19 protein-coding genes are annotated in these 20,506 nt (G+C 43.0%); all 19 read left to right on the top strand.

The window, feature by feature from the left end:
* Positions 1 to 24 precede the first annotated feature (24 nt).
* The 19 genes from trpD to ACFQ38_RS08215 all read left to right on the top strand — a co-directional run bounded on the left by trpD (position 25) and on the right by ACFQ38_RS08215 (position 20,506).
* On the top strand, positions 25 to 1,056 hold the full coding sequence (gene trpD, locus ACFQ38_RS08125) for an anthranilate phosphoribosyltransferase (RefSeq protein WP_336824916.1): 1,032 nt from the start codon (positions 25 to 27) through the stop codon (positions 1,054 to 1,056).
* On the top strand, positions 1,053 to 1,844 hold the full coding sequence (trpC, locus tag ACFQ38_RS08130) for an indole-3-glycerol phosphate synthase TrpC (RefSeq protein WP_336824915.1): 792 nt from the start codon (positions 1,053 to 1,055) through the stop codon (positions 1,842 to 1,844). The genes trpD and trpC overlap by 4 nt, the downstream gene beginning before the upstream one ends.
* Positions 1,841 to 2,452, top strand: a complete 612-nt coding sequence (locus ACFQ38_RS08135; protein ID WP_336824914.1) for a phosphoribosylanthranilate isomerase — start codon at positions 1,841 to 1,843, stop codon at positions 2,450 to 2,452. Before trpC ends, ACFQ38_RS08135 begins: the two co-directional genes overlap by 4 nt.
* 3 nt (positions 2,453 to 2,455) lie before the next feature.
* Positions 2,456 to 3,649 (top strand): tryptophan synthase subunit beta, encoded by a 1,194-nt coding sequence (gene trpB, locus ACFQ38_RS08140; RefSeq protein WP_336824913.1) that lies wholly within the window; start codon positions 2,456 to 2,458, stop codon positions 3,647 to 3,649.
* A complete protein-coding gene (gene trpA, locus ACFQ38_RS08145; RefSeq protein ID WP_381480336.1) occupies positions 3,646 to 4,428 on the top strand; it encodes a tryptophan synthase subunit alpha in 783 nt (260 codons plus the stop codon). Before trpB ends, trpA begins: the two co-directional genes overlap by 4 nt.
* Before the next feature lie 48 nt (positions 4,429 to 4,476).
* The gene (locus tag ACFQ38_RS08150; RefSeq protein ID WP_381480337.1) at positions 4,477 to 5,454 is read left to right on the top strand and encodes a DUF4003 family protein; all 978 of its coding nucleotides are present in this window, start codon (positions 4,477 to 4,479) and stop codon (positions 5,452 to 5,454) included.
* 287 nt (positions 5,455 to 5,741) lie between these two features.
* On the top strand, positions 5,742 to 6,767 hold the full coding sequence (locus ACFQ38_RS08155; protein ID WP_336824910.1) for an ABC transporter ATP-binding protein: 1,026 nt from the start codon (positions 5,742 to 5,744) through the stop codon (positions 6,765 to 6,767).
* Positions 6,748 to 7,674, top strand: coding sequence for an ABC transporter ATP-binding protein (locus ACFQ38_RS08160; protein ID WP_381480338.1), 927 nt, complete (start codon positions 6,748 to 6,750; stop codon positions 7,672 to 7,674). Before ACFQ38_RS08155 ends, ACFQ38_RS08160 begins: the two co-directional genes overlap by 20 nt.
* A gap of 15 nt (positions 7,675 to 7,689) precedes the next feature.
* Complete coding sequence (gene opp4B / locus ACFQ38_RS08165) at positions 7,690 to 8,658, top strand: oligopeptide ABC transporter permease (RefSeq protein ID WP_381480339.1); 969 nt, start codon at positions 7,690 to 7,692, stop codon at positions 8,656 to 8,658.
* 24 nt (positions 8,659 to 8,682) lie between these two features.
* Positions 8,683 to 9,597, top strand: coding sequence for an ABC transporter permease (locus ACFQ38_RS08170; RefSeq protein ID WP_381480340.1), 915 nt, complete (start codon positions 8,683 to 8,685; stop codon positions 9,595 to 9,597).
* Positions 9,598 to 9,618: 21 nt separating this feature from the next.
* Entirely contained in the window at positions 9,619 to 11,457 is a 1,839-nt protein-coding gene (opp4A, locus tag ACFQ38_RS08175) for an oligopeptide ABC transporter substrate-binding protein (protein ID WP_381480341.1), read from the top strand.
* A 209-nt stretch (positions 11,458 to 11,666) separates the two neighbouring features.
* The gene (locus tag ACFQ38_RS08180; protein WP_381480342.1) at positions 11,667 to 12,491 is read left to right on the top strand and encodes a M55 family metallopeptidase; all 825 of its coding nucleotides are present in this window, start codon (positions 11,667 to 11,669) and stop codon (positions 12,489 to 12,491) included.
* A gap of 12 nt (positions 12,492 to 12,503) precedes the next feature.
* A complete protein-coding gene (locus ACFQ38_RS08185) occupies positions 12,504 to 13,439 on the top strand; it encodes an ABC transporter permease (protein ID WP_336824097.1) in 936 nt (311 codons plus the stop codon).
* On the top strand, positions 13,439 to 14,377 hold the full coding sequence (locus ACFQ38_RS08190) for an ABC transporter permease (protein WP_381480343.1): 939 nt from the start codon (positions 13,439 to 13,441) through the stop codon (positions 14,375 to 14,377). The genes ACFQ38_RS08185 and ACFQ38_RS08190 overlap by 1 nt, the downstream gene beginning before the upstream one ends.
* Positions 14,378 to 14,478: 101 nt before the next feature.
* A complete protein-coding gene (locus ACFQ38_RS08195) occupies positions 14,479 to 15,483 on the top strand; it encodes an ABC transporter ATP-binding protein (protein WP_381480380.1) in 1,005 nt (334 codons plus the stop codon).
* Between the two features lie 78 nt (positions 15,484 to 15,561).
* On the top strand, positions 15,562 to 17,235 hold the full coding sequence (locus ACFQ38_RS08200) for a peptide ABC transporter substrate-binding protein (RefSeq protein WP_381480344.1): 1,674 nt from the start codon (positions 15,562 to 15,564) through the stop codon (positions 17,233 to 17,235).
* 306 nt (positions 17,236 to 17,541) lie between these two features.
* The gene (locus tag ACFQ38_RS08205) at positions 17,542 to 18,465 is read left to right on the top strand and encodes a S66 peptidase family protein (RefSeq protein ID WP_381480345.1); all 924 of its coding nucleotides are present in this window, start codon (positions 17,542 to 17,544) and stop codon (positions 18,463 to 18,465) included.
* Positions 18,465 to 19,571, top strand: a complete 1,107-nt coding sequence (locus ACFQ38_RS08210) for a mandelate racemase/muconate lactonizing enzyme family protein (RefSeq protein WP_381480346.1) — start codon at positions 18,465 to 18,467, stop codon at positions 19,569 to 19,571. Before ACFQ38_RS08205 ends, ACFQ38_RS08210 begins: the two co-directional genes overlap by 1 nt.
* Positions 19,568 to 20,506, top strand: coding sequence for a C40 family peptidase (locus ACFQ38_RS08215; protein ID WP_336824092.1), 939 nt, complete (start codon positions 19,568 to 19,570; stop codon positions 20,504 to 20,506). The genes ACFQ38_RS08210 and ACFQ38_RS08215 overlap by 4 nt, the downstream gene beginning before the upstream one ends.

Consider the following 20,506-nt stretch of genomic DNA (forward strand, 5'->3'; position numbering starts at 1 on the left):
AGAAGAGCAGAGGAGAGATGAGTGATGAAACAATTTATTGAAAAAATTAGGCAAGGCCATCATTTGTTGTATGAGGAGATGACTGAAGCTGCTCGTCAGATGTTTTCAGATGAAGCGGATCATCGGGAGATAGCAGAACTTCTTATTGCACTTTCGGAAAAAGGGGAGACGGCATATGAGGTTGCGGCTCTTTCATCTGTTATGAAGTCATACGCAGCGACATTGCAAGTGCCTGACGGTCGGTATATAGACAATTGCGGCACTGGAGGGGATGGCTCGGGTTCCTTCAACATTAGTACGACAGCTGCTTTTGTATTAGCTGGAGCAGGATTGAAGGTAGCTAAACATGGCAATCGAAAAATTTCGAGTGTTGCTGGCAGTCAAGACGTTTTAGATGCGCTTGGTATTCGTTCCACATTTACATCAGAGGAAATGATGGAATTGTTGGAGGAGGTAGGAATAACATTTTTATTTGCCCCAACTCTTCACCCAAAGATGGCGAATATTGGAGAAGCAAGAAAGCTTATCGGCAAACCGACCGTTTTCAATTTAGTTGGTCCTTTGACGAACCCTTTGCCATTGCAAGCGCAGTTCACTGGGATAAGCAGAAGGGATTTTATTATGGATTATGCATTAGTTTTGCGGATGATTGGTAGAGAGCGGGCGGTCGTTGTATCTGGTGCTGGAGGGATGGATGAGGCATCACTTGCTGGACAGAATGCTTTTGTATTAATTGATAGAGGAGATTTCATCCCTTTCTCACTGACTGCTGAGGATGTCGGTTTGCCCTATGCACCACTATCAGCCATTCGTGGTGGGAATGCAAAGGAAAATGCTGAAATCGTCCGATCGGTATTGCGTGGAGAACGAGGTCCTCGTTTTGATACTGTTGTATTCAATGCAGGAATTGCCTTATTTGCGGAAGGTGCAGCGGTTACGTTTCGGGAAGGCGTGGAAATGGCCATTGAAAGCATCTTATCAGGAAATGCAATGGAAAAGTTGGAGGCAGTTGTAGCATTCAGTGATCGGAAGGAAGCAGAGGTGGTAGTAAAATGACAATTTTAGAACGTATTTTGTTGTCGAAACGGCTTGAAGTGAAGCAAATGTTAATGAATGTGGAAAATGTTTCCCGTGAAACATTTGTCGAAAGACCGACTTTATTTGCTGCATTGAAAAACGCAGAACAACTACAAGTCATTTCTGAAATTAAACGAGCCTCTCCTTCGAAAGGAGAGATCGCTTTCGGCGTAGACCCATCCGTTCAAGCACAAATTTACGAAAAATCCGGGGCGGCTTGCATTTCTGTATTAACAGACGCACCTTTTTTCAAAGGCTCATTTGCAGATCTTTCAGCAGTAGCTAAAACGGTTCAAATTCCAATACTGTGCAAGGATTTCATCATTCATGAAGTGCAAATCGACAGGGCTAAGGCTGCAGGTGCTTCCGTTATTTTACTAATCGTTGCGGCATTGAATGCTGAGTCACTTTTACGGCTTTATAGATATGCAATGCGTCTCGGGCTTGAAGTGATCGTCGAAGTGCATGATAGAAATGAAATGGAGCAAGCGATTACTGTTGGCGCTCGAATAGTTGGTGTAAACAATCGGGATTTAAGGACATTTGAAGTGGATTTAAGGCGTACGGAAGAGATAGCAAGCCGTTTTCCGTTTGGCGATCAACATGTATTGATTAGCGAGAGCGGCATTTGGCATCCAGATGACGCGAGGCGTGTTGCCGCTTATGGGGCAGAGGCTGTTCTTGTAGGTGAATCGCTCATGCGAAGCGGTGATGCAGGAGAGGCAATTCGATCGCTGCAAGTTCGAAAGGTGGGTGCTCGTGTATGACGAAAGTAAAAATATGCGGGCTAATGGAGAAGGAGCACATTCGAGCGGCAGTGGATGCCGGAGTGGATGCAGTCGGCTTTGTATTTGCTCCGAGCAGACGGCGGGTGACGGTGGAGCAGGCACGGGAACTTGCCAGTGAGGTTCCTTCCCATGTGTTGAAAATTGGAGTCTTCGTAAATGCAACGCAGAAGGATTTGTTGCATGCATTTCGGGAAGTGCCACTCGATTACGTACAATATCATGGAGAGGAAACGGATGATTTTATTCAAAAGATTTCACTTCCTTCTATTAAAGTAGTATCAGTTCGAGGTGATGAAGAAATAAAAAAAACTACCTGTTTTAAATCGGATTATGTTTTATTTGATACACCTGGAATCGATTTTCGTGGTGGAAGCGGAAAAACGTTTGATTGGAGCGTTATTGAGGATATCCCTATAAAAAATCGCCTCATATTAGCGGGCGGGCTGCACACAGGGAATGTCCTGCAGGCAATCAGACAAGTGAATCCGTATATGGTGGATGTGTCGAGCGGAGTCGAAGTAAATCGAAGGAAGGATACAAATTTAATCCGGGAGTTCATCAAAACAGTAAAAGAACAGGAGAGATGAGTGATGGCAGTTGAGTTGAGCAAGGGGAGATACGGAAAGTTTGGTGGCCAATATGTGCCTGAAACGTTGATGTCAGCATTGATTGAGTTAGAGGAGGCTTATGAGGAAGCGACGAACGATACAGTTTTTCAAGATGAGCTTTCATATTATTTGAAGGATTATGTTGGACGGGAGAATCCATTGTATTTTGCAGAACGTCTAACGAAGATGATCGGCGGAGCGAAAATTTATTTGAAGCGAGAAGATTTGAATCATACAGGTGCACATAAGATTAACAATTCTATCGGTCAGGCTTTGCTTGCCGTACGGATGGGCAAAAAAAAGATTGTGGCAGAAACGGGAGCAGGCCAGCACGGGGTGGCGACTGCTACAGCTTGTGCTTTGTTCGGATTGGAATGTGTAATATTCATGGGAAAGGAAGACATTCGGAGGCAGGAGTTGAATGTGTTTCGGATGGAGTTATTAGGAGCGAAAGTTGTTTCGGTTGAAAAGGGATCCGGCACATTGAAAGATGCTGTAAACGAAGCTTTACGCTATTGGGTGGCCAATGTGGATGATACGCATTACATCTTAGGCTCGGCATTAGGGCCCCATCCGTTTCCGAAAATCGTCAGGGATTTTCAACGAATAATTGGCGCAGAAACAAGGCTTCAAATTTTGGAGAAAGAGGGACGGTTGCCTAATGCAGTTGTAGCCTGTATCGGTGGCGGAAGCAATGCGATTGGTATGTTCCACCCATTTCTTGAAGATGAACAGGTTGCTCTATACGGGGTGGAAGCAGCCGGAAGTGGAATTGAAAGCGGATTGCATGCAGCGGCAATTGCCGGAGGAAAAGAAGGAGTATTGCACGGTGCCTATATGTATGTTCTGCAAGATTCAGATGGAATGATAGAGGAAGCCCAGTCGATTTCTGCTGGCCTTGATTATCCTGCGGTTGGTCCCGAGCATTGCCATTTACATGAGATTGGAAGGGTTCACTATACATCCGTGACGGATGAAGGGGCGCTCTCCGGCTTACAATTGCTATCTAAGACAGAAGGAATTATCCCAGCGCTTGAAAGTGCGCATGCAGTACAGTTTGCTGCAGAATTGGCTGAGAAAATGAGCCACGATGAAATTGTTGTAATTTGTTTGTCGGGACGCGGGGATAAGGATGTTCAAACGGTTCGCGATGCATTGGGAGGTGTTGGGAAATGAAAACATTGGAACAAGAGATTAGGCGCTGTATTGAAGACGGAAAAAAAGCTTTTATCCCTTATATTATGGCCGGGGATGGAGGGTTGGATAGTTTACACGAAAAGATTCTTTTCTTGCAAGAGATCGGCGTAACGGCAATTGAAATTGGCATTCCTTTTTCAGATCCGGTAGCGGATGGAGAAGTGATTCAAAAGGCGGGAGAGCGTTCTATCGCTTTAGGAACAACGTTGCGAAAAGTGCTATATACCCTTTCTTCATTCAAAGAGGAAGTCCATGTTCCTGTTATTATCATGAGTTATTTAAACCCGATTCTCTCTATTGGTGCAACAGAGTTCGTTGAAATATGCCAAGCAAGTGGAGTAAGCGGTTTGATCGTTCCGGATTTACCGTTAGAGGAGTCGGCTTTATTAGCAGCAGTTCTTGAGGAGAAAGATATTGCGCTTATCCAATTGGTGTCGTTGACAAGCTCTACCGAGAGAATTAAACGGATCGCCGAGAATGCGGAAGGATTCATATACGCGGTTACGGTAAAGGGGATTACGGGAATCCGAAAAGGCTTTGATAGCGACCTATCCAGTTATTTAGAGCGGATTAAGCAAAATAGTCCAGTCCCCGTATTGGCTGGCTTCGGAGTATCTTTCCCTGAACATATTGAGCAATTGAATCATTCAGCAGATGGTGTGATTGTCGGTAGTGCGATTGTGGATGCTTTCTATCGCGAAGACCGGAGGATGATTCAACAGTTAGTCAATGCATCCATTCAACGGTCCAACTATTGAAACTTTTTGCCTTCTCCGTTCGTACATATAAGAAAGGAGAGGTGCGGAATGAGAACAGATATGATTAGGCATGACGTTGAGACAACATATGAAAAAGTAAAGTCATTGGCAGGGTGGAGTGTCGATAAAAATGTCGTTTTAACGATTGCATCATATTATCTCACCGCTGAAAGGGAATTTGACGCAGCAGCGTTTAACAGGGCGATGGAAACATTAAAATCGCGGACCGGTTGGTTTTCTCCTATACGAGGGCAGCTCATGCCAGTGATTGCTGCTTTTTTAGCTCATTCCGATAGAAAAATCGATGAAGAGGTGGACCGTTTGTTTGAAAAGCAAAAGGTTTTGCGTGGAGAAGGATTTCGCAATACGATTCATTCCTTTTTGGCGGCTTTTCTTATGACGGATAATCCATCGGAATATACGGATGAAGCCCGCAAGGCGAAAATGCTATTCGATGCGATGAAAAAACAGCATTATTTTTTAACCTCAGATGACGATTATGCATATGCTGTACTGCTTAGCAAAAATGGTGAAAACCCTGAAAGGCATGCAGCCAATATGCGGAAATACTATGATGCTTTCCGGGAGAAACGTTATCGTTCAGGTAATGAGCTGCAGTGGCTGTCGCAAATTATGACTTATATCGATGTAGAATATAATGAACAGTATGTAGAAAGAGCGGATGAAATTTTTAAGCAGCTAAAGCGGGAAACGAAGGCGACGCAAGTACATTATCCAATGGTTGGATTTCTTGCCATTTTTCAAGTAGATAATGAAAAAATTGATGACATTGTACAATTAACAAAGCAGTTAGAGCATTCAAAGCCGTTCAAGTGGAATCGGGAAATGGCTTTGTCAGTGGCCATCGGTTATGTGCTCTATCATTTGACTGATGATAGTACGGGGCAAGTCAGTGTAAGTCTTGCTACATCTGTTGAAATGATCCTTCAAGCGCAACAAGCTGTTATGGCAGCTACAATGGCTGCATTTGTAGCATCTTCTACAACAAGTTCTACTAATAATTAATAAATAAAATGAAGGCGAACAGAAGTGCGAACCGGGAAATCGGTAAGCAGTTCTGTTTTTTTATTCGTTGATCAAACGAAAAATTCTTTACGTTTCTGTAAATTTGCAAACGCTTTCAAATCAACGTTTGTAATATGTTTGTCATATTAGAAATAAGTTAATATTAAGATATTCTAAAAAAACAGTATTGTCAGAGTTAAGGTTGTGTAGTATATTGATTTCAAGAACTTTAATCAAATTCTGAAAAGTGTTCGTTTAAAGAGAGATACATAAGGGGGAACGTTCAATTGAAAAACCCGGTTTTGGAGATCAAGGATCTACGCACCTCATTTAGTATTAAAGGAGACTATTATGCTGCGGTTGATGGAGTATCCTTGACAGTCTATGAAAATGAGGTAGTCGCTATTGTAGGGGAATCGGGTTGTGGTAAAAGTGCATTGGCTCTTTCCATCATGGGATTACACAACCTAAAAAACACTAAATTGGAGGGGCAGGTAAATTTTGGAGGGCAAAATTTATTAACACTTTCCCCTTCTAAACTTAACAAAGTGAGAGGGAAGGATATCGGAATGATTTTTCAAGATCCGATGACTGCGTTAAACCCTCTTGCGACGATTGGAAGGCAAATTGAAGAGCCAATGGATTATCATACGAAGCTGTCAGCAGCTGAAAAGAAGAGACGAACACTCGAATTGCTTAGAAGAGTCGGTATTAAAAACGAACAACGCGTCTATGGGCAATATCCGCATGAATTATCGGGAGGGATGAGGCAGCGTGTCGTCATCGCCATTGCGCTTTCTTGCGACCCGGTCTTGCTTTTAGCGGATGAGCCAACGACGGCCTTGGACGTCACGATCCAAGCACAAATTATGGATCTGATGAAAGAATTGCAAAATCAGATGAAGACTGGAATCATTCTGATCACACATGATTTAGGGGTTGTTGCTGAAATGGCGGATCGTGTTGTCGTCATGTATGCGGGTGAAGTAGTGGAAATTGCTGAGGTACAGGAATTATTCCAAAATCCGTTGCACCCTTATACAAGGTCCTTGCTAAATTCAATCCCTTCAAACTTAGAAGCAAAAGAAAAACTGCACGTTATTGACGGTATTGTCCCTTCAATTCAAAATCTTGATCGGACAGGATGCCGCTTTGCACCACGGATCAATTGGATTCCAGAACAAGATCATGAAGAACAACCGGAAATGCATGAGGCAGAACCGAACCATTTCGTTCGTTGCACATGCTACAAAACGTTCTATTTCCCTGAGGACAGAGTAGGAGAGAGAGAATATGTCACTACTGAAAGTTAATGATTTAAAAGTACATTATCCGATCCGTGGCGGTTTTTTTCGCAGGGTCGTCGACAGTGTAAGGGCGGTCGACGGAATCAGTTTCGAACTGCAACCTGGCGAGACGTATGGCCTTGTCGGTGAATCAGGATGCGGCAAAACAACTTCGGGGAGAGCGATTATCGGGCTGAATAAAGCAACCTCTGGTGAAATGCTATTTGAAGGCAAAGACCTTGCCAAAATGAGACGTGCGGAGCGGCGCAAATATACGAAAGATATTCAAATGATTTTCCAAGATCCATACTCTTCTTTAAATGGAAGAAAGAATGTCTTGAGTATTATTGCCGAACCACTGAGAAATTTTGAAAGACTATCAGCCAAAGAAGAGCTTATTAAAGTGCAAGAATTAGTTGAAAGGGTCGGACTAAGCCCTGAATCTATCTATAAATATCCGCATCAATTTTCCGGAGGGCAGCGTCAGCGTATCGGCATTGCTAGAGCGCTTGCGTTGAGGCCGAAACTGATCATCGCCGATGAACCGGTTTCAGCGCTTGACGTTTCTGTACAAGCTCAAGTACTGAACTTCATGCAAGAGATTCAAGAGGATTTTAATTTGACCTATCTATTCATCTCGCATGACTTAGGCATTATTCAACATATGTGCGATCGGATTGGCATTATGTATCGAGGACGTTTTGTAGAGGAAGGTACTGCGGATGAGATTTACAATAATCCACAGCATGTTTATACGAAAAGGTTGATCGCGGCAATCCCAGAAATGAATCCTGAAAAACGGTTTGAGAAGATGCATCTTCGTCAAGCGATCAATCAGGAATATCAAAAAGAATATAACACTTATTTCGATAAAGATGGACGGATGTTTGATTTGAAAAAGCTTTCAGACACACATTCCGTAGCCATGCAGTAAGGGGGAGAATGAGAAATGCTAAAATTCATTTTACGTAGGACGTTGCTCATGATTCCCCAGCTTATTCTTTTGAGCCTGATCATCTTCGTGCTTGCGAAGGCAATGCCTGGAGACGCAGTCACTGGGGCATTTATGGGAAATCCTGATGTTACTCCTGAGCGTATGGAAGAGATTAGAGAGAAATACGGGTTAAACGATCCATGGTATGTTCAATATGGACGATGGATTGGAAACGCGGTCACTGGGGATTTTGGCAAATCTTATACGCATAAACAACCGGTAACTACCGTTATTGCAGGAAGATTAGAAAACACAATTTTATTAAATTTCTTCGTTTTGATTGTAACTTACATTATTGCATTGCCGTTAGGTATCATAGCAGGGCGATGGACAGATTCATGGGCGGATAAGCTAATTGTTACTTATAACTATGTTTCATTTGCTACACCTTTGTTCGTTTTCGCTCTATTAATGCTATTTTGTTTTAGTTTTATATTGAACTGGTTCCCTTCAGGGGGAAGTGTTGATATTAAGATAGAAGCAGGAACTTGGGAATATATTGTAAGTAGGGCTAAACATTTATTTTTGCCTGTCATGTCAACTGCTTTACTTGCCACATATTCTACCATTCAATATTTGCGAAATGATATTATTGATCAAAAAGTAAAAGATTATGTAAAAACGGCAAGAGCTAAAGGAGTTCCAGAAGGTAAAGTTTATACACGCCATATTTTCAGAAATTCACTTTTGCCGATTGCTGCATTCTTAGGTCTTGAAATTACAGGATTGATTGGCGGTTCGATTTTTGTCGAATCGATCTATAGTTATCCAGGGCTTGGGCGACTTTTCTTAGATTCCATTTTATTGCGTGACTATCAGGTAGTTACCGCGATTGTCATGCTTTCGGGAATTGCGATAATTGTCGGTACGATGTTGTCTGATATTATTTTGAGCATCGTTGATCCGCGTATTCGCATTGAATGATAAAGATGGAAAGGAGAAAAGAACATGGCTACAAAAACTACTATTGATAGTAAACAGCTCATTGCCCAAGAAAAAAAGAATAACCCGTCCTTTGCCAAGACGGTCTGGAGAGAAATTATCCACGATAAAGTAGCATTAATTTCATTATGCATTTTAACTGTGATTTTGATTGTCGCCTATTCATCTCCATTATTTATCGACCAAGTGGAAATGAAAAGGGTCAACTTCTTTAATAACTGGAAACCGCCTTCCGCAGAGAACTGGTTAGGAACGGATGACGGTGGTCGGGATGTTTTCTCATTAATGTTATTAGGTACACGCAACTCATTTACAATCGGTCTGTTAGTAACTTTATTTGCTGGTTCCATCGGGCTCACATATGGATTGATCTCCGGTTACTTCGGTGGTGTTGTCGATAATATTATGATGCGTATTCTTGAGTTCTTGATGGTTTTACCAACTTTGATGATTGTCATAGTATTAGTTGTGATTATTCCAAACTATAATGTACTATCTTTTGTATTAATTATGAGTCTACTCTATTGGTTTGGTAAGGCAAGATTAGTTCGTTCAAGGGCTATACAAGAAAGAGAGCTTGATTATATTAATGCTTCAAGAACTTTAGGAACACCAAGTTGGAAGATCATGCTTTTTGAAATGTTTCCAAATATAAGTTCGTTGGTTATTGTAAATATGACACTTACATTAGCAGGAAATATCGGCTTGGAAACAGGGCTTACTTTCTTAGGTTTCGGTTTGCCGGATGGAACGCCATCTCTTGGAACACTCATTGGCTTCGCAAGAAATCCTGATTTGGTGCAAAATAAGTGGTGGGTTTGGTTACCTGCAGCATTACTAATTTTAGTAATGATGTTGTGTATAAATTATATCGGCCAAGCGGTAAAACGTGCGTCCGATGCGAGGCAGAGATTAGCCTAAAAAATAAGGGGAGGTATTACAATGGCAAAGAAGCAGTTTATGCTACTAGCTAGTCTGTTGCTTGTTCTCAGCGTATTCTTGGCTGCATGCTCCGGCAAAGACAAAGAAGGCTCCGGAGAAAAAGAACCGGGCAAAGAACCGGAAAAAGAGCAAGAAGAAACAAAAGGGGAGGACGAAGAAGAGGCGGAAGAGTCGTCAACTAATATCGATTTTCCGTTAGAGGTTTCCAATAATGCGGAGCCTATCGAAGACGGAGAAATGACTGTTGGAATGGTGACGGATACTCCATTTGAAGGTACACTTAACCGTGTTTTCTATTCTGGTGTATATGATGCGGAGATTTTACAGTATTTCGATGAGAGACTACTTGCATCTGACGGTGACTATTTGATCACAAACGAAGGTGCTGCTGAATACAAACTTTCCGATGACAAGAAAACAATTACAATTAAAATCCGTGATGGGGTTAACTGGCATGACGGCGAGCCGGTAAAGGCAAGTGACCTTTTGTATGCTTACCAGTTGCTTGGACACCCTGATTATGTCGGTGAGAGATACACTTTCTTAATTCAAAACGTTGAAGGTATGCCTGAGTACCATGCAGGAGAAACTACTGAAATTTCCGGGATTACAGTTTCAGACGATGATAAAGAAATTACAATTACTTATACAGAGGCAACTCCTTCATTGATGTCTGGGATTTGGGCTTACCCAGTTCCACGACATTATGTAGGAGATATCATGACTGGTGAAACGACTATAGAAGAAATTGAATCCTCCGATAAGATCCGTATGAATCCAATTGGTTTCGGCCCTTACAAGGTTGCAAAAATTGTACCGGGTGAATCAGTTTTGTTCGAACGAAATGAAGATTATTGGAGAGGCAAGCCGGCTCTTAAGTCAATCGTTCTGAAAGTGGTAAGCACAGCTACAGTTCTTGAATCGCTTAAAAAAGGCGATGTAGATCTAGCTTCAATCCCAACAGATCAATATTTAAATGCGAAAGACATTGACAATATCGAGATTTTGGGTGCTATTGATTATGCTTACACATATATTGGATTTAAGCTTGGTAAGTGGGATGAGGAAAAGAAAGAAAATATTATGGATCCAAATTCAAAATTTGCTGACAAACGTGTACGTCAAGCAATGTGGTACGCAATGGATAACGAAACAATTGGTAAAGAACTATACCACGGTCTACGTTACCCAGCGACATCTCTGATTATTCCTGTATTTGAAAGCTTCCATGATGCAGATCTTGAAACGCCATCATATGATCCAGAAAAAGCAAAAGCTTTGTTAGATGAAGCAGGATTTGTTGATGTTGATGGTGATGGATTCCGTGAAGATCCAGATGGCAATGAATTCGTATTAAACTTCGCTTCAATGTCAGGTGGAGAAACAGCTCAACCGATTGCACAATACTACATGCAAAACTGGGCAGATGTTGGTATTAAAGTCCAACTTCTTGACGGCCGTTTACATGAATTTAACTCGTTCTATGATATGGTAAAAGCAGATGAACCTAAGATTGATATCTTCCAAGGTGCTTGGAGCGTTGCTTCCGACCCTGATCCATCAGGTATCTATGGCAGAACATCGGCGTTCAACTATTCACGTTTCACAAGCGAGAAGAACGACGAACTGTTAGCTGCAGGAACATCTGAAAAAGCATTTGATCCAGAGTACCGTAAAGATATTTACAAGCAATGGCAAGCATTAATGGCTGATGAGGTTCCGGTTGCACCTACTGTGTACCGTTACTACTTAACAGGTGTTAACAAGCGTGTTGTTAACTATTCAGAAGAACCAGGTTCAGAAAATGCACGTCCGTGGAAGTGGGCAGTTTCTGAGTAATGCTATCAGTATTATTGAATTAGATTGGAAAAATGTTTCATAACCACTGTCCTTAATTGGGCAGTGGTTTTATTATCATTGATACTCGTCTCAATTATGGCAGTTAACTGTATATTTATTAATTTCACATTGTAATATTCATAAAAATTTGATAGGATTGAAATTACCTACTAATCAATTAATAGAGTTATATTATGGGGGAGTGCGGTGTGAAAATTTACGTTTCCGTTGATATGGAAGGGATTACGGGGTTACCGGATTATACGTTTGTAGATTCATCGAGGCATAATTATGAGCGGGCGCGACGTATTATGACAGAGGAAGCGAATGCGATTGTTCGAGCGGCTATCGGACACGGGGCAAAAGAGGTGCTGATTAATGATAGCCATTCGAAGATGAACAACTTATTAGTTGAGGAATTGCATCCAGCTGCAGATTTAATAACGGGAGATTTGAAAGCGTTTTCTATGGTTCAAGCGCTCGATGATTCATTTAATGGGGCGATTTTTGCAGGGTATCATGCGCGAGCAGGCCAGTTTGGTGTGATGAGCCATTCGATGACGTTTGGCGTACGGACAATGTATATCAATGATGTAGAAATCGGGGAATTGGGGTTCAATGCGTATGTAGCGGGCTATTACGGTGTACCGGTCATAATGGTTGCGGGGGATGATTGTGCTTGTAAAGAAGCGGAAGAATTGATTCCCGGAATTGTAACTGCAGCTGTGAAGGAAACCATTTCTCGGTCGGCTGTGAAGACATTGCACCCTTCAAAGGCACACGCATTAATTGAAGAGAAAACTGCTGAGGCGATTGCAAAAAGGGATTCCATTCAACCTTTGTTGCCGCCGGAAAATCCGACTTTGCGAATTGAATTTACAAACTACGGTCAGGCAGAATGGGCAGCGCTGATGCCGGGTTGCAAAATAGAGCCCGGGACGACCATTGTAAAATTTGAAGCGAAAGACATCTTGGAGGCGTATCGAGCTATGCTCGTCATGGTGGAATTGGCAATGCAGACGAAATACTGTTAGGGGGAAAAGCGCTTGGCGATTTACATATTAAAACGATTCTTCATGATGATCGCGACAATCCTCATTATTGCGACATTGACTTTTTTCTTAATGCACGCAATACCAGGTTCTCCTTTTGACGAAGAGCGGACTTCCAATCCAACGATCCAAGCCAATTTGGAGAAGTTTTATAAATTGGATGAGCCAATGCATATTCAATATATTCATTATTTAAAATCAATCGTTACGTTTGATTTTGGCCCATCGATTAAAAAACCGAATGAATCAGTAAATACATTGCTTGCAAGAGGATTTCCGATTTCATTTGAGTTAGGAATGGTGACCATTTTGGTCGCGGTCATTTCCGGCATTGTATTAGGTACGTTAGCTGCTTTGCGCCATAATGGCATTCTTGATTATTCAGCTATGGCTTTCGCGGTCGTTGGAATATCGATTCCGAACTTTGTATTGGCAACTCTGTTAATCCAACAAATTGCTGTCAATTTGAAATGGCTGCCACCAGCAACTTGGAGTAGTCCACTCCATATGATTTTGCCTACATTGGCTTTGGCAACTGGCCCGACAGCGATTATCGCGCGTTTGACAAGGTCGAGCATGTTGGAAGTGCTCACTCAAGATTATATGAAGATGGCAAGGGCGAAAGGTTTATCGCCATTTCGGATTGTCGTCCGTCATGCATTGCGGAATGCTCTCATGCCGGTCGTGACAATTATGGGAACGATGCTTGCAGGTATCTTAACGGGTACATTCGTAATTGAAAGGATTTTTGCCATCCCAGGTATGGGGAAATATTTCGTTGAAAGCATCAATAACCGAGATTATCCAGTCATTATGGGATCGACAGTTTTTTATAGCGCATTTTTAGTATTTATGTTATTTCTCGTTGATATTGTGTATGGGTTCCTTGATCCACGCATTAAGCTTCATCGGAAGGAGGGGGATGCGTGATGGTAGCTCATCAGTCACCAACTCCTGTTCCAGATGAGTGGTTTAAGCCGAAGGAGAAAAGCAGGAAGCAAGCAGAAACGGTTGTCCGTCCATCGCTTTCTTATTGGAAAGACGCTTGGAGGAGGCTTCGGAAAAATAAATTGGCGATGAGCGGATTGGTATTTTTAATCATCTTGACGATGTTTGCCATTTTCGCACCAATCTTTTCACCTCATGATATAACGGTTACACAATATGCAAACCAAAATCAGCCGCCAAGCGCCAAACACTGGTTCGGTACGGATGAAAAAGGATGGGACGTCTTTACACGGACTTGGTACGGCGCGAGAGTTTCTTTATTTGTCGGGGTAGCGGCAGCCTTAATTGACTTTTTCATCGGTATTATTTATGGAGGCATTAGCGGCTATAAAGGTGGAAGAACAGATACGGTCATGATGAGAATCATCGAAATTCTTTATGGTCTTCCTCATTTGTTAGTAGTTATTTTATTGATGGTGTTAATGGGGCCAAGCTTGACGACAATTATCGTAGCATTGACGATTACCGGTTGGGTCGGAATGGCTCGTATTGTCAGGGGACAAGTATTGCAAATAAAAAACTATGAATTTGTAACGGCATCGAAGTCTTTCGGTGCAAAGACACCGAGGATTATTCGGAAGAATTTATTGCCGAATACGATGGGACCGATCATTGTCCAAATGACATTGACCGTTCCGAGTGCAATTTTTGCGGAAGCCTTTTTGAGTTTCTTAGGATTGGGTATTCAAGCTCCGGTAGCGAGCTGGGGTGTAATGGCAAATGATGCCATCCCTGTCATCTTATCGGGCCATTGGTGGCGTTTATTCTTCCCGGCATTTTTTATTTCCATGACGATGTTTGCATTCAACGTCCTCGGTGACGGTATGCAGGATGCACTTGATCCGAAACTGAGGGGGTGAATGAATTGAATGGACAAAATAGAACATCGAGGGATGAGGGGCAAGGCGGAACGGCAATAGCGACGAATCCGAGGTTAGCAAAGTCGAAAAAAAGGAGAAAAGTGTTTTCCGAAATAATTCTATCTGTTCAAGATTTGCACGTGTCGTTCAAGACGTTCGGTGGTGAAGTGCAGGCGCTGCGTGGCGTTTCATTTGATTTGTTTAAAGGGGAGACATTAGCTATTGTTGGGGAATCGGGATGTGGAAAAAGTGTCACTGCCAATACGATCATGGGATTACTCCCCCAACCAGCAGCTCGTATCCACAAAGGGAAAGTTCAATTTAAAGAGAGAGATTTAACGCGTCTTTCAAAATCGGAAATGCGGCAAGTGCAAGGCGTGGATATATCAATGATTTTCCAAGATCCGATGACCGCACTCAATCCGACTATAAAAATTGGAGAGCAATTGACGGAAGGGTTGCGTACACATAAAAAAATAAGCAAGACGGAAGCGAAAAAGAAAGCGATTGAATTGCTGAATTTTGTTGGGATTCCAAATCCCGAGGAGCGTATGAAACAATACCCGCACCAATTTTCTGGAGGGATGCGTCAGCGAATTGTTATTGCAATCGCGCTCATATGCGAGCCGGAGCTATTAATTGCAGATGAGCCGACGACAGCGTTGGACGTTACGATACAGGCACAAATCCTTGAATTATTTGAGGAAATTCAAGAAAGAACAGGTGTATCGATCATTTTGATAACTCATGATTTAGGTGTTGTCGCAAAAATTGCGGATCGAATTGCGGTCATGTATGCAGGGAAGGTCATTGAGATCGGAGAGAAGCGGGAAGTATTTTATTCTCCTCAACATCCTTATACAAAAGGGCTGCTCTCTTCGGTACCACGGCTTGATTTAAAAGAAGAGGAGCTGCAACCGATTGAAGGGACACCTCCAGATCTGTTTGCTCCACCTGTTGGCTGTCCATTTACTGCTAGATGCCCTTTCGCGATGGAAGTTTGCGAACGAGTCTACCCTGCGACGACAAGTCTGTCAATTACACATCAAGTGGATTGTTGGCTGCAAGACGAAAGAGCTAAGAAGCTTTTCGGAGCATATGTATAGAAGAGGAATGGGTTATTTGTAGGTTTGTCGCACGAAAGTGCTTTTCACAATAGCGGTTCAAAAAAGGGGGATTTTGAATTGAAAAAGTGGCTGATCTTTTTAGTTGTTGGAATGTTGGCGCTATTCTTGGCGGCATGTACGGCGAACAAAGATGCAGGGAAGGAGCCAGCAGACACGAATACTGACTCTGCAACGCCATCAGATGAGGAAAAAGATGATGAAGCTGCAGGAGAGGCAACATCTGGAGAAAAGATTTTGTACTTGAACAATGGAGAGGAACCGACTTCGTTTGACCCATCCATTGGATTTAACGCAGTTTCTTGGAGTCCATTGAACAATATTATGGAAGGCCTTACGCGCTTGGATGAAAATCATCAGGCTGTAGAAGCAACTGCAGAAAAAATTGATGTATCCGATGATGGTTTAACGTACACTTTTACAATCCGTGATAGCGCTAAATGGTCGAATGGCGATCCGGTCGTTGCAGGTGATTTCGTTTACGCATGGAAGCATATGTTAGATCCGGAAACAGCTTCTCCGGCAGCGTTTTTAGCATACTTTATCGAAGGAGCTGAGGCGTACAATAACGGTGAGGGATCTGCAGATGATATTGCAATTGAAGCGCCGGATGAAAAAACTTTTGTTGTGAAGCTCACTTCTCCAAACGAAGCGTTCTTGAACATCATTACGAATCCAAGCTTCTTCCCGATCAATGAGAAGGTCGCTTCAGCAGATCCGACTTGGCATACAAATGCAGCGACGTTTGTTGGCAATGGACCATTTAAGTTGACTGCTTGGGATCACGATGTCAGTTTCGAATTTGAGAAAAACGAACATTACTGGGATGCAGACGCTGTGAAATTGGATAAAGTCCATTGGGCAATGGTAAATGATACAACTACTGAATACCAAATGTATCAATCCGATGAGTTGGATGTTTCAGGAGTTCCGGCTGAGATTGCCGAACAATTGAAAGATAGTGATGAGCTGCGCGTAGATGATGAAGCAGGTTTGTATTTCTACCGCTTCAATACTTCGATGGAGCCTTTCACGAATAAGAAGATTCGCAGAGCGTTTGGTCTTGCGGTAAATCAAGAAGAGATTGTTGAATATGTAACGAAAAATGGAGAGAAACCTGCACATGGTTTTGTCACATATGGTTTCATAGGCCCTGATGGCAAGGAATTCCGTGACACGGTTGGAGATCTCGTTTCCTATAATCCCGATGAAGCGAAAAAGCTGTTAGAAGAAGGAATGAAAGAAGAAGGTTATACGGAACTTCCAAAAGTGACGATTACGTATTCTACAAGCGAATCGCACCAAAACATTGCAATAGCACTTCAATCAAAATTTAAAGAAGTGTTAGGTGTTGATGTGGAGTTGCAAAATGTAGAGGCAGGGGTATTCCTATCCGAACAGAAAGAGTTCAAATATCAAATGTCCCGTTCGTCCTTCTTGCATGACTATGCAGACCCTGTCAATGCGCTTGAGAGTTTCATAACTGACTCTTCTATGAACCGTACGACTTGGTCGAACGCGGAATACGATAAGTTAATTGCGGATATTAAAAATGAAACAGATGAAAACAAGCGTTGGGAATTGTTGCAAGAGGCAGACCGTCTACTTATGGAAGAAATGCCAGTGTTCCCACTATACTTTTACAACCAGACAACACTTGAAAAACCGGGTGTAACCGGTATTCTGCGTCATCCTGTCGGCTATGTCGATTTGAAATACGCTGATAAGAACTGATGAACAGTCGCGGTGTCCGTCATGGCGCCGCGATTTTTTCAGTTTTAGTCACCGATCGTTTGCAAGTTTGGAGGATTGGTACGGTGCCGACTTGGTACCTTTGATAGATTAACAGTTTCGCTAATAAGTGCTGGAAAGTGGATTTATATGCGTTGTTGAGTCGGTTTAAGCGTGGAGGGGGGAGTAGATAAGTTTTCTTATAAGTTTATGCGCTTGTTCGATGGAATAATGCGTTTTTAAGTTCAATTTTGCAATGCTATCTTGATTTATGCGGATTTTATTTATGCGTTTTAAGGAGATGGGGAGATGAAGATACGGCCAGAGAGGTTGCGAAGTGGAGATATGATTGGGATTGTGTCGCCTTCAAGCCCGCCCAATCAAGAGAGCCTTGAGCGATCTTTAACATTTTTGGAGGGCCTTGGACTGAAGTGGAAGTTCGGCGAGCATGTGAAGGATCAATATGGTTACTTGGCTGGAAAGGATGATGAACGCTTAGACGATTTGCATGCTATGTTTGCCGATCCAGAAGTGAAAGGTATTATTTGTGCGGGCGGTGGCTATGGCTCAGCACGATATACGGACAAACTTGATTTTGATTTAATTCGTGACAATCCGAAAATATTTTGGGGGTTTAGCGATATTACATTTTTGCATACGGCGATTGGACGCTATACAAATCTTATAACGTTTCATGGGCCAATGTTGGCATCCTGTGTCGGAAAGGAATCCTTTCACCCTTTATCCGCTAAAATGTTTGAGCAGTTGTTTGAGCCGATGGAGCTCCATTATGATGAACGCATTTCTCCGCTTGAATCGTTATCGGGCGGCGTGGTTACGGGGGAAATTGTCGGCGGCAATCTATCATTGCTTGCGAATACAATTGGAACAAGATACGAAGTGGAGACAAAAGGGAAATTGCTGTTCATTGAAGATGTCGGTGAAGAACCTTATCGTGTGGATGGTTTGTTGAATCAACTGCGGATGGCCGATAAATTGACGGATGCAGCAGGCATCATTATCGGTGATTTTTCGGATGCAGAGCCGAAGAAGCGGAAAGAGTCGTTGACATTGGATGAGGTGTTCGATCATTATGTAGGCCGATTAGGCAAGCCAGTTGTGAAAGGGTTTAAGATAGGCCATTGCGAACCGCATTTTGCCATTCCGTTAGGTGCGGAAGCTCGGTTAAATGCTGACGAACGTTCCTTGACATTGTTGCCGGGGGTGGAATGATGCGGATTCGGAAAGTTGAAACGATGCGCGTCTCAGTTCCGCTCATAAAACCTTTCAAGACGGCTTTACGAACCGTGACAACAGCATATTCCGTATTTGTAAAATTGACAGACGAAGATGGCAGAGTCGGGTGGGGAGAGGCGCCGCCGACTCATGTCATTACGGGTGATACGCTGGCAAGCATTGAATATGCGATTACCGAGGTAATTGGACCTCAGCTGATCGGAATTGATATTCGGGAGCGGGAATCATTGTTTCGTACATTGAAAAGGTCGATCGTCCGCAATACGAGTGCAAAGGCGGCTGTCGACATGGCCATTTATGATTTAATTGGCCAAGTGGCAGGCTTGCCACTGTATCAGTTCTTAGGTGGCAATCGACACGAATTGGAAACGGACTTTACAGTCAGTGTGAATGATCCGGTAGAAATGGCAGAGGATGCTGAGCGGTATGTCGCTCAAGGATTCGATGTGCTGAAGGTGAAAGTGGGAATTGGTGAGATTGCGGAAGACATTGGCCGCATCCGTGCAATTCGTAATAAAGTCGGCAAGGATGTAAAAATTCGGCTTGATGCCAATCAAGGATGGCATCCGAAAGAGGCTGTATTTGCGATTGGCAAGATGGAAGATGCAGGACTTGACATTGAATTGATTGAACAGCCAGTGTCCGCGGATGATCTCGAGGGGCTAAAGTATGTAACGGATCGGACATTAACGCCGATTATGGCTGATGAAAGTGTGTTTAGCCCGAAAGATGCGCTTCGACTTTTGGGAATGCGAGCGGCGGATTTGATGAACATTAAGTTGATGAAATCAGGTGGTATCCATGAAGCTTTGAAGATCAATGCTTTATCAGAAGCGAATGGTGTTGAATGCATGGTTGGCAGCATGATTGAGACAAAGTTGGGCATTACCGCAGCAGCTCATTTTGCAGCAAGCCAATCGAATGTGACACGTTTCGATTTTGATGCGCCACTTATGTTATCCAAAGATGTCGTGGTGGGCGGTATCCAATACGAAGGTAAATCAATCCGTTTCTCTCCTTTGCCAGGGCTTGGCCTTATAGGGAAGGAAATGGATCAGGCGTTGAAGGAGGCAAAGAAATGACGGAGCCATCAGTGAATATGTATGTATGTGCAGTTCCTGTAGCGACGATTTGGACATCGCCGGAATCACCGAGGAAAATTGATGCGGAAGGTATATCGAATCCGGTACATTTGTCGAAATGGCTTGAGAAGTTGGCGTATAAGGAACGTTTCGATTTATGCAATGGAAATAGAGTTCAGACACAGCTGTTGTATGGAGAGCCGATTATCGTCGATGAAGTGGCTGGTGATTGGGCGAAAGTGATTGCGGTTTGGCAAGCATCGAAAAAGGATGAACGGGGATATCCGGGATGGGTGCCACTCACACAGCTGAAAAGCGCAAAGCAATTGAAGGAAGCTGGGGGATTTGTAAGAGTTTCATCAGGTAAGGCGCAGCTTTGGAGTATGGATGGAGATCCGACAGTTATCATTCCATTCAACGCCATATTGCCTTTAACAGATGAAAGAAAGGAACATTTTATTGTTGAAACACCAGATGGGGAAGCGCTTATTCGCAAAGTGGATGTACAACGTGCCCCTTCTGTCCATCAGTTTGATAAAAAAACGGCCGCTGATGCGGTTTATGAAGGAATGAAATTTTTAGACCTGCCCTATTTCTGGGGCGGTATGTCATCGTACGGCTATGACTGTTCAGGCTTCACTTATAATATGCTAAAGGCTTGCGGGCATTGGATTCCCCGTGATGCTGGTGATCAAGCGAGGGGCGGGGAAGAGGTACCGTTGTCGCAGCCGGAGAAATGGGAAACAGGGGATTTGTTGTTCTTTGCAAATGATGAAGGGAAAGGAAATGTCCGGCATGTTGGGTTTTACTTTGGAAATGGTTTGCTTTTGCATTCCCCATCGACAGGCCAGTCCATTGAATTGCTGAAGTTGGCTGGATCCAAGTTGGAGCGTGAGCTTTGTGGCGTTCGTAGATACGGAACGGAGGGGAATTGA

The sequence above is a fragment of the Sporosarcina contaminans genome (assembly GCF_042679045.1).
GTDB lineage: Bacteria > Bacillota > Bacilli > Bacillales_A > Planococcaceae > Sporosarcina > Sporosarcina contaminans.

Coding starts and splice junctions, on each gene's coding strand:
- trpD (WP_336824916.1), top strand. CDS start 25: ATGAAACAATTTATTGAAAAAATTAGGCAAGGCCATCATTTGTTGTAT.
- trpC (WP_336824915.1), top strand. CDS start 1,053: ATGACAATTTTAGAACGTATTTTGTTGTCGAAACGGCTTGAAGTGAAG.
- ACFQ38_RS08135 (WP_336824914.1), top strand. CDS start 1,841: ATGACGAAAGTAAAAATATGCGGGCTAATGGAGAAGGAGCACATTCGA.
- trpB (WP_336824913.1), top strand. CDS start 2,456: ATGGCAGTTGAGTTGAGCAAGGGGAGATACGGAAAGTTTGGTGGCCAA.
- trpA (WP_381480336.1), top strand. CDS start 3,646: ATGAAAACATTGGAACAAGAGATTAGGCGCTGTATTGAAGACGGAAAA.
- ACFQ38_RS08150 (WP_381480337.1), top strand. CDS start 4,477: ATGAGAACAGATATGATTAGGCATGACGTTGAGACAACATATGAAAAA.
- ACFQ38_RS08160 (WP_381480338.1), top strand. CDS start 6,748: ATGTCACTACTGAAAGTTAATGATTTAAAAGTACATTATCCGATCCGT.
- opp4B (WP_381480339.1), top strand. CDS start 7,690: ATGCTAAAATTCATTTTACGTAGGACGTTGCTCATGATTCCCCAGCTT.
- ACFQ38_RS08170 (WP_381480340.1), top strand. CDS start 8,683: ATGGCTACAAAAACTACTATTGATAGTAAACAGCTCATTGCCCAAGAA.
- opp4A (WP_381480341.1), top strand. CDS start 9,619: ATGGCAAAGAAGCAGTTTATGCTACTAGCTAGTCTGTTGCTTGTTCTC.
- ACFQ38_RS08190 (WP_381480343.1), top strand. CDS start 13,439: ATGGTAGCTCATCAGTCACCAACTCCTGTTCCAGATGAGTGGTTTAAG.
- ACFQ38_RS08205 (WP_381480345.1), top strand. CDS start 17,542: ATGAAGATACGGCCAGAGAGGTTGCGAAGTGGAGATATGATTGGGATT.
- ACFQ38_RS08210 (WP_381480346.1), top strand. CDS start 18,465: ATGCGGATTCGGAAAGTTGAAACGATGCGCGTCTCAGTTCCGCTCATA.
- ACFQ38_RS08215 (WP_336824092.1), top strand. CDS start 19,568: ATGACGGAGCCATCAGTGAATATGTATGTATGTGCAGTTCCTGTAGCG.